The organism is Pedobacter sp. SG908, from assembly GCF_011759615.1.
Classification (GTDB): domain Bacteria; phylum Bacteroidota; class Bacteroidia; order Sphingobacteriales; family Sphingobacteriaceae; genus Pedobacter; species Pedobacter riviphilus.
The window spans coordinates 3,680,773-3,686,934 of record NZ_JAAOYY010000001.1; the positions used below are offsets into that span (position 1 = coordinate 3,680,773).

At 40.3% G+C, this 6,162-nt stretch carries 4 protein-coding genes and 1 rRNA gene; 3 read left to right on the forward strand and 2 right to left on the reverse strand.

The genetic code is table 11. The features are described from left to right. Positions 1 to 112 precede the first annotated feature (112 nt). Together FHT21_RS14945 and FHT21_RS14950 are read left to right on the forward strand one after the other, a co-directional pair. A complete protein-coding gene (locus FHT21_RS14945) occupies positions 113 to 3,508 on the forward strand; it encodes a methylmalonyl-CoA mutase family protein (RefSeq protein WP_167295423.1) in 3,396 nt (1,131 codons plus the stop codon). Beyond that, entirely contained in the window at positions 3,509 to 4,429 is a 921-nt protein-coding gene (locus tag FHT21_RS14950) for an MBL fold metallo-hydrolase (protein WP_167295424.1), read from the forward strand. A 193-nt stretch (positions 4,430 to 4,622) separates the two neighbouring features. Here the strand turns inward: FHT21_RS14950 and FHT21_RS14955 are convergent, their stop codons facing one another. Then, on the reverse strand, positions 4,623 to 5,603 hold the full coding sequence (locus FHT21_RS14955; RefSeq protein ID WP_167295425.1) for an acyl-ACP desaturase: 981 nt from the start codon (positions 5,601 to 5,603) through the stop codon (positions 4,623 to 4,625). Between the two features lie 250 nt (positions 5,604 to 5,853). On the opposite strand from FHT21_RS14955, the gene FHT21_RS14960 reads away from it, so the two are divergent. Next, positions 5,854 to 6,030: a hypothetical protein gene (locus tag FHT21_RS14960; protein WP_167295426.1), complete on the forward strand. Its 177-nt coding sequence runs from the start codon at positions 5,854 to 5,856 to the stop codon at positions 6,028 to 6,030. Positions 6,031 to 6,075: 45 nt separating this feature from the next. Here the strand turns inward: FHT21_RS14960 and rrf are convergent. Continuing rightward, positions 6,076 to 6,162 (reverse strand): 5S ribosomal RNA (gene rrf, locus FHT21_RS14965); the annotation flags it as partial.

The following is a 6,162-nucleotide window of genomic DNA, read 5'->3' on the forward strand; positions in this document are numbered from 1 at the left end:
CGGTATAAGGTATTCGCTGTTTAAGCTGCTTATTTTAGTACATTTGCATACCAAATATATTTGGAAACAAGGATCGGTAATCAGCGCATACCGCCCCCTAAAATCCCATAGTATGCAACAAGTAGAAATCTATAAGCCTAAAAATAAAATCCGTTTTGTAACTGCTGCTTCTCTTTTCGACGGACACGATGCAACCATTAATATCATGCGTCGTATTCTCCAGTCTTCAGGGGCTGAAGTTATTCATCTTGGCCATAACAGATCGGTTGAAGAAGTGGTAAACTGCGCCATTCAGGAAGATGTTCAGGGCATCGCCATGACCTCCTATCAGGGCGGACATATCGAATATTTTAAATACATGTACGATCTCCTGCAGGAAAGAGGATCAGGTCACATCAAAATATTTGCAGGTGGCGGTGGTGTAATCTTACCTTCAGAAATTGAAGAATTGCAGGCCTACGGGATTTCTAAAATCTATTCTCCTGATGATGGCCGTAAAATGGGTTTGCAGGGCATGATCAACGATATGCTCGTACAAACCGATTTCATTACCAAAGCCAGCATTACTAACGAGCTCGAAACCATACCTACAAAAGATATCAAAGCCATCGCAGGGGCTATTACCGTTGCAGAAAATGATCCCGAAGGCGCCCAAAAATTTGTTGATGAATTAAAAAAACTGACCAAAAACAACACCGCGCCTATTTTAGGTATTACCGGAACTGGCGGAGCTGGAAAATCATCACTGGTAGATGAACTTGTACGCCGTTTTTTGGTAGAAGTTAAAGATAAAACCCTGGCGATTATCTCTGTCGATCCTTCCAAAAGAAAAACGGGCGGAGCTTTATTGGGCGATCGTATCCGGATGAATGCGATTAATAACCCAAGGGTTTACATGCGCTCATTGGCTACCCGCCAGGCCAACCTTGCCCTCTCCAAGAATGTGCAGGAAAGTATCGATATCTGCAAAGCCGCTGGTTACGATTTAATTATTGTAGAAACATCAGGCATTGGTCAATCAGACACCGAAATTACCGAACACTGCGACGTTTCGCTTTATGTAATGACACCAGAATTTGGTGCGGCTACACAATTGGAGAAAATCGACATGTTAGACTTTGCCGATCTGGTAGTCATTAATAAATTTGATAAGAGAGGTGCCTTAGATGCTTTGCGTGATGTACGCAAACAATACAAACGCAACCACAATATTTTCGATGCCAAGGATGATGAAATTCCAGTTTATGGCACTATGGCCTCGCAGTTTAACGATCCGGGCATGAACAACCTCTTTGTGGCCTTAATGGAGCAAATTAAGGTAAGAACCGGAACTGATTTTAAGGCCAAAATGGAACTCACTTCCGATCAATCAGAGAAGATTTACATCATCCCTCCCGATCGTATCCGATATTTGGCAGAAATTGCCGAATCGAGCCAAATGTATAACGAATGGGTAGATAAACAGGCTACTATCGCCAGGAAAATGTACCAGTTGAAAGGTGTGATTGATTTGGCAGGCGATATTAATTCCCCGCTATTAGAAGGCGATCAGCAAGATGGGATGCTAAAAAATTTAAATGCAACCTATCACTACTTTGAAGAACAATTAGATGGCGAATGCAAACGTTTATTGCGACAGTGGCCAGATACAAAAAAGGCCTATAAAGAAGAATTTTTCACCTATAAAGTCCGCGAAAAAGAGATTAAACAACCTTTATATTACGAATCACTTTCAAAGCTGAATATCCCTAAAGTTTCGTTACCGAGATATGAAGACTGGGGCGATATTTTAAGGTGGCTGTTAACAGAAAATCTTCCAGGCGAATTCCCTTATGCGGCAGGTGTATTTCCTTTAAAAAGAGATGGCGAAGACCCTACCAGGATGTTTGCTGGAGAAGGTGGCCCCGAAAGAACCAATAAACGTTTCCACTATGTTTCTTTGGGGCAGCCGGCACACCGTTTGTCTACAGCTTTCGACTCTGTTACCCTTTATGGTGAGGATCCGCATATCCGACCAGATATTTATGGAAAAATCGGTAACTCAGGCGTAAGTATTGCCACTTTGGATGATGCTAAAAAACTCTATTCGGGTTTTGATCTTTGTGCGCCATCAACCTCTGTATCCATGACGATTAATGGCCCAGCCCCTATGCTGTTAGGCTTTTTCATGAATGCGGCAATCGATCAACAATGCGAAAAGTATATTATCGAAAACGATTTAATCAAAGAAGTTGAAGCTAAAATTGAAGCCATCTATAAAGCGAAAAATATACCAAGGCCAACATACAATGGCACTTTGCCAGAAGGAAACGATGGCCTAGGCTTGATGCTTTTGGGAGTTACCGGTGATCAGGTTTTACCTGCCGATATTTATACTAAGATAAGGGCGAAAGCCATCAGTTCGGTTAGAGGAACGGTACAGGCTGATATCTTAAAAGAAGACCAAGCGCAGAATACCTGTATTTTCTCTACCGAATTCGCTTTAAGAATGATGGGCGATATCCAGAAATACTTTATCGATGAAAAAGTAAGGAATTTCTACTCAGTATCCATTTCTGGCTATCACATTGCCGAAGCAGGCGCTAATCCGATTTCACAGCTTGCCTTTACCCTAAGCAACGGATTTACCTTTGTAGAATATTATTTAAGCAGGGGCATGCATATTGATGATTTTGCACCTAACCTTTCATTCTTCTTCTCTAATGGTATCGATCCTGAATATGCTGTAATTGGCCGCGTAGCACGCAGAATCTGGGCAAAAGCCATTAAAAACAAATACAAAGGGAATGACCGTTCGCAGAAGCTAAAATACCATATACAAACTTCCGGCCGCTCCTTACATGCGCAAGAAATCGACTTTAACGATATCCGCACCACTCTACAGGCGCTATATGCTATCTATGACAACTGTAATTCATTACACACCAATGCTTACGATGAAGCCATTACTACGCCTACTGAAGAATCAGTTCGGAGGGCAATGGCCATTCAATTGATCATTAACAGAGAATTGGGTTTAGCAAAAAATGAAAATCCATTGCAGGGCGCTTTTATTATCGAAGAATTAACCGATCTGGTAGAAGACGCTGTGCTTGCCGAATTTAAACGTATTAACGATCGTGGAGGTGTTTTAGGTGCTATGGAAACGATGTACCAGCGTGGAAAAATTCAGGAAGAAAGCCTGTATTACGAAACACTTAAACACACGGGTGAATATCCGATTGTTGGCGTTAATACTTTTTTAAACAAGAATGGTTCCCCTACTATTGTTCCCGGTGAGGTAATCCGTGCTACAGAAGATGAAAAACAATATCAGATTTCGGCATTGCAAAAATTTCAGAGCCGTAATGCAGACCGTGCTGCAACTCTCTTAAAACAACTCCAAAAATCGGCCATAGCAGGCGATAATATTTTTGAACAGCTGATGGAAGTATGCAAAATATGTTCGTTAGGACAAATCAGTAATGCACTTTACGAAGTCGGCGGCCAGTATAGAAGAAACATGTAAATGAGAACAATATTATTCTTTTTCATCATTGGTTTTTCAGTCCAAACATGGGCACAAAAGATGCCAGCCTCTTCTTTTATCATGGTACTGGGTGTTGCTCAAGATGGCGGCTACCCACACATGGGCTGTCAGAAAAACTGTTGCAAAATGGCTTGGAAAGATGAAAAGTTAAGGAAAAATGTGGTTTCGCTTGCTTTGGTAGATCCCAAAACAAAGAAATGGTGGCTTTTTGAAGCTACACCGGATATTAAGTTGCAGCTCCAGGATTTTAGAAAAAGAACCAATAAAGCTTATCCTTTTCTACCGGAAGGCATTTTTATTACCCATGCACACATTGGCCATTACACCGGCTTAATGGAGTTTGGTAGAGAAGTAATGTCAACAAATGGTTTAAAAGTTTATATACTTCCTAAATTAAAGTCTTTTCTCGAACAAAATGGCCCGTGGAGCCAATTGGTTTCCTTAAAAAACATAAGCCTTGTAGAGCTTAAAGCAAACAATCCGGTTGATGTAGCAGAAAATAAGATCACCGCATTTACAGTACCTCATCGCGATGAATTTTCGGAGACTGCGGGTTTTAAAATTGAAACACCCACAAAAAAATACCTATTTATCCCCGACATTGACAAATGGAGCAAATGGAATAAAAATATAATTGATGAAGTGAAAAAGGTAGATATTGCGATGATAGACGCTACTTTTTATGGTAGTACAGAATTAGGAAACCGCCCAATTGCCGAAGTACCACATCCACTGGTCATCGAAACAGAAGAATTATTTGGCAAAGAAGATCGTAATATTAAAAATAAAATCTTTTTAATCCATTTCAACCACACCAACCCTCTACTTTGGGATTCAACAATCCAAAAACAGGTTTTAAAAAATGGTTTTAACATCGCCAAACAGGGAGATGTTTATTGATATTCAATGTTTCAATTCTAAGGTTTTAGTTCTACTATCTAATGCAATCGTCATGCTGAATTTATTTCAGCATCTTTCTTGCAAGATAGACCCTGAAATGAATTCAAGGTGACGACTCTTACTTTATAGATATTTAATCAACAAAAAAAGCCCCGATTTACATCAGGGCTTCCACATATCTATTTAATTGCTATTATCCAGCAATCCAGCTAAATTTATAATCAATCGTTGGGTTTTTCATCCGTTCCGCAACACGTAACAAACGCGAAGGCAAAGCCATAATATAATCACGGGCTTTTTCGCCAGCTTCATTTAAATCACGCATCCCTTCAATTTTCCAATCAACTATTAATTGCTGCATAATTTCAACATAATCAATCGCTGTATAAACACCTAAACGTTGTGCAGCATCTGTAAAGTGACCAAATGTTTGACCAATTTTTAAACCTACTTCACGTAAGAAATGTGCCGGCATTACAATTTTTTTACGCATCATATCTTCAAAAGCTAACATTGCTTCGTTAGGATCAACCTCGAAAATACGGTTCATGAAATCTTTATATGCTTTTGCATGTCTCGCTTCATCAGAAGCAATTACACCACACATTCTCGATAATAAAGTATCACCATCTTTTTTTGCTAAAGAAGCTACCCTTCTGTGCGAGATGTTAGTCGCCATCTCCTGAAAAGAGGTGTAAATAAAGTTACGATAAGGATCGTGGCCAGTGCCGATATCGAAACCATCGGCAATGAGGTATTGCGTAGAAATTTCCATCTGGCGCATATCTACACGACCTGATAGATATAAATATTTATTTAACAAATCACCGTGACGATTTTCTTCTGCTGTCCAGTGTCTGTTCCATTTCATCCATCCACCATCTTCTTTCATGCTCGGCCCCTGCACCATCGCTAACCACGATTCGTAAGTAGGCAAAGCTTCTTCAGTGATGGTATCGCCGATCAATACTGCTACAAGATCGTAAGAAAGATCCTTTGCATTATCCCTTAATATTCTAATGTCTTGATAAAATGTTTCGCTAGTAGAATCAGGAAGAAAATCAGACGGTTGCCAGTTAGTATCAATTGGTTTAAGATAGGTATCCATCATCTCCAGCATATACTTTTCTATATGCACCATTACTTCCCTTCTTTTATCTGCAAAAAAACTCATTACTTTTGTTTATATATTGTTAACAACAAAGATAACCAAATATTACAGCAAACCTTGTGATATTAACATATTTAGCATTAAATCAGCTTTAAAATAAGCTCTAAATTATCAACACCCCCTTAAACAGTTAAATACGGTGTTTAACTTATTTGTTAAGCCTAATCCGGATGATTAATTTTTGGATGATCTGGAGCGCAGTGGCAGTAGCCTTTAGTTTGGGTCCCGTCCTGCTGTCCGTTCTACTCCGCCAATGAAGGATTGGCTCCATGCCCACTCCCATCAGGGCTATTGCACCCAGGGCGGAAGTATAAAGGGAAGATGGAATACGCCCTGCGGAGATCAGTGTAACCTGCGGGAACAATTCCTTAACTTTTCTCCGCTGCTCAATGCTGAAACGGGGACAGGTGCGGCTACAGAAAGGCCTTAAACAAAGAAAACCCTTCCGCATTTCTGCTGAAGGGTTTCTTTTAAGATTTGGCACCGACCTACTCTCCCACGTGTTACCGCAGTACCATCGGCTCTGGTGGGCTTAACTTCTCTGTTCGGAATGGGAAGAGGT